The following is a 2,887-nucleotide window of genomic DNA, read 5'->3' on the forward strand; positions in this document are numbered from 1 at the left end:
GTGCTGCGCACGCCTTACCTGCAACGCCTGGTGGGGTTGTATGTGGAACTGGCCCGCAACACACCGCTGCTTATCCAGCTGTTCTTCGTCTACTTCGCCTTGCCGGTGCTGGGCATCAAGGTCTCGGGGTTTGCGGCGGCGATCATCACCATGACCTTCCTGGGCGGCGCCTACCTCACGGAAGTGCTGCGGGCGGGCGTGGACGCGGTGCCCCAGGCGCAATTGGAGTCCGGTCGTTCCATCGGGCTGTCCCACGGGCAATTGCTGCGCTACGTGATCCTGCCGCAGGCCGGGATTCTCAGCCTGCCGTCGCTGTTCGCCAATTTCATTTTCCTGCTGAAGGAGACCACCGTGGTCTCGGCCGTGGCGGTGCCGGAAATTCTCTACACCACCAAAAGCTACATCGCGCTCTACTACAAGACCTACGAAATGCTCGCCGTGCTGACGCTGATCTGCGTGCTGCTGTTCTTGCCGCTGTCGCTGTTGCTCAGCCGCCTGGAAAGGAGGCTCCAGCATGGCCAGTTCGGGTCTTGAGTTGCTGTGGGTGTCGTTGCCGCAACTGGGCGAGGGCGCCGTCCAAACCTTGTCGATTTCCTTTCTGGGCATCGCCTTCAGCACTGTTGGCGGCGTGCTTTATGGCGTGTTGCGGACATTGGGCATGAAGTGGCTGGACGCCGTCCTGCGGGTCTATCTGGAGCTGTTTCGGGCGATTCCGGTGCTGGTCTGGTTGTACCTGCTGTTCTTCGGCCTGCCGATTTTTTTCGGCCTGAGCATTCCAAGCTTCTGGTGCGCGGTCCTGGTGTTGTCGTTGTGGGGCGCCAGTGAGGTCGGCGAAGTGGTGCGCGGCGCCTTGCATTCGCTGCCGCGGGGCCAACGGGAGGCGGGCTTGTCGATTGGGCTGAACGGGCCGCAACTCTACGGCCATGTGCTGCTGCCGCAAGCGCTCAGGCGCATGACGCCGCCGACCATCAACGTCTACACCCGCATCATCAAGACCAGCTCCCTGGCCGTGCTGATCGGCGTGGTTGACGTGATCAAGGTCGGCCAGCAGATCATCGAGCGTACCTACGAATCCGTGCTGATCTACGGCGCGCTGTTCCTGTTTTTCTTTTTCATCTGCTACCCGCTCTCGGCCGCCTCGCGCGTGTTGGAGCGGCGCTGGACGCAAGCATGAGCGCATTGATCGAGTTCAAGGGTTTCAACAAGTTTTTCGGCGAACAGCAGGTGCTCGACGACATCGACCTGCACGTGAAGACTGGCGAAGTGATCGTCATCCTCGGCCCAAGTGGTTGTGGCAAAAGTACCTTGCTGCGTTGCCTTAACGGCCTGGAAGTGGCCCATGGCGGCAGCCTGGCATTTGCCGGACGCGAGCTGCTGGACAAAGGCACCGATTGGCGCGAAGTCCGGCAACAGATCGGCATGGTGTTCCAGAGCTACCACTTGTTCCCGCACATGAGCGTGCTCGACAACGTGCTGCTCGGCCCGGTCAAGGTGCAAAAACGCGACCGCCGCGAAGCGCGCGCCCAGGCCGAAGCCCTGCTGGCGCGGGTGGGTCTGCTGGACAAGCGCGATGCCTTCCCGCGCCAGCTCTCTGGCGGCCAGCAGCAACGCATCGCCATCGTGCGCTCGCTGTGCATGAACCCCAAGGTCATGTTGTTCGATGAAGTCACCGCCGCCCTCGATCCGGAAATGGTCAAGGAGGTGCTGGACGTCATCCAGGGCCTGGCTCGCGAAGGCATGACGCTACTGATCGTCACCCACGAAATGGCCTTCGCCCGCGCCGTGGCTGACCGCATTGTGTTCATGGATGCCGGGCGCATCCTTGAACAAAACCCTCCCGAGATTTTCTTTACGAACCCGCAAACCGCACGAGCGCAGCAGTTCCTGGAGAAGTTCTCCTACGTCGCCGCACTACCCAACACGACTCAAACAAAGGAACTGGAACTGTCATGAAAACTGCCAAGTCTTCTCTGCTGCTATTGCCATTGCTCGCTGTTGCGCTGCTGGCCGGCTGCAATAAAACCGAAGAACCGCCGAAGCCGAACGCCGCCAGCCAGAGCAGCGCGCCAGCCGGCTATCTGGAAAAAATCAAGGCACGGGACAAGCTGATCGTCGGCGTCTTTACGGACAAGCCGCCGTTTGGTTTTGTCGACGAGGCGGGGCGGTATGTCGGCTTCGATACCGACATCGGTCGTCGATTTGCCAAGGACCTGCTTGGCGATGAAAACAAGGTCGAGTTTGTGGCGGTCGAGCCGGCGAGCCGGATTCCGTTCCTGCAAAGTGACAAGGTCGACCTGATCCTGGCGAACATGACCGTGACCCCGGAGCGCAAGGAAGCGGTGGAGTTCACCAACCCGAATCTGAAGGTCGCGGTACAGGCGCTGGTGCCGCAGGCCAGCACGGTGAAAAGCCTTGATGACCTGGCGACCCGCACCACCATTGTCACGACCGGTACGACGGCGGATATCTGGCTGACCAAGAACCACCCGGATTGGAAACTGCTCAAGTTCGAGAAAAATTCCGAGTCCTTGCAAGCATTGGCCAACGGCCGTGGCGATGCCTATGCCCAGGACAATCTGGTGCTGTTCAGTTGGGCCAAGCAGAACCCCGGCTATCGGGTGCTCGAGCAGACACTGGGCGCCGAAGCGCCGATCGCACCGGCGGTGAAGAAGGGCAATGTCGAGCTGCGTGATTGGGTCAATGCCGAGTTGGCGAAGCTGGGGGAAGAGAAATACCTGCTCAAGCTGTACGACCAATATGTGCGCAAGGAACTGAGCGATGACACCAAGCCTGAGAGCGTGATTGTCGAGGGTGGGAAGTGGCAGGGGTGACTCTCTGATTTTGGGTAGACCTTCCTATTGCTATCGCGAGCAAGCTCGCTCCCACA

The 2,887-nt window shown here is 60.4% G+C and carries 4 protein-coding genes; all 4 read left to right on the forward strand.

Annotation, left to right across the window (positions count from 1 at the left end; genetic code table 11):
- The coding region (locus OC610_RS24675) for an amino acid ABC transporter permease (protein WP_264431593.1) at positions 1-534 on the forward strand (534 nt) is incomplete at its 5' end.
- The gene (locus tag OC610_RS24680; RefSeq protein WP_264431595.1) at positions 515-1,174 is read left to right on the forward strand and encodes an amino acid ABC transporter permease; all 660 of its coding nucleotides are present in this window, start codon (positions 515-517) and stop codon (positions 1,172-1,174) included. The genes OC610_RS24675 and OC610_RS24680, both read left to right, overlap by 20 nt.
- On the forward strand, positions 1,171-1,953 hold the full coding sequence (locus OC610_RS24685; RefSeq protein ID WP_264431597.1) for an amino acid ABC transporter ATP-binding protein: 783 nt from the start codon (positions 1,171-1,173) through the stop codon (positions 1,951-1,953). The genes OC610_RS24680 and OC610_RS24685 overlap by 4 nt, the downstream gene beginning before the upstream one ends.
- A complete protein-coding gene (locus OC610_RS24690) occupies positions 1,950-2,831 on the forward strand; it encodes a transporter substrate-binding domain-containing protein (RefSeq protein WP_264431599.1) in 882 nt (293 codons plus the stop codon). The genes OC610_RS24685 and OC610_RS24690 overlap by 4 nt, the downstream gene beginning before the upstream one ends.
- Positions 2,832-2,887: the final 56 nt, after the last annotated feature.

It is taken from the genome of Pseudomonas agronomica (genome assembly GCF_025917275.1).
Classification (GTDB): domain Bacteria; phylum Pseudomonadota; class Gammaproteobacteria; order Pseudomonadales; family Pseudomonadaceae; genus Aquipseudomonas; species Aquipseudomonas agronomica.

Bases quoted from the DNA above. Each gene is read 5' to 3' on its own strand.
- OC610_RS24690 (WP_264431599.1), top strand. From the start codon at position 1,950: ATGAAAACTGCCAAGTCTTCTCTGCTGCTATTGCCATTGCTCGCTGTT.
- OC610_RS24680 (WP_264431595.1), top strand. From the start codon at position 515: ATGGCCAGTTCGGGTCTTGAGTTGCTGTGGGTGTCGTTGCCGCAACTG.
- OC610_RS24685 (WP_264431597.1), top strand. From the start codon at position 1,171: ATGAGCGCATTGATCGAGTTCAAGGGTTTCAACAAGTTTTTCGGCGAA.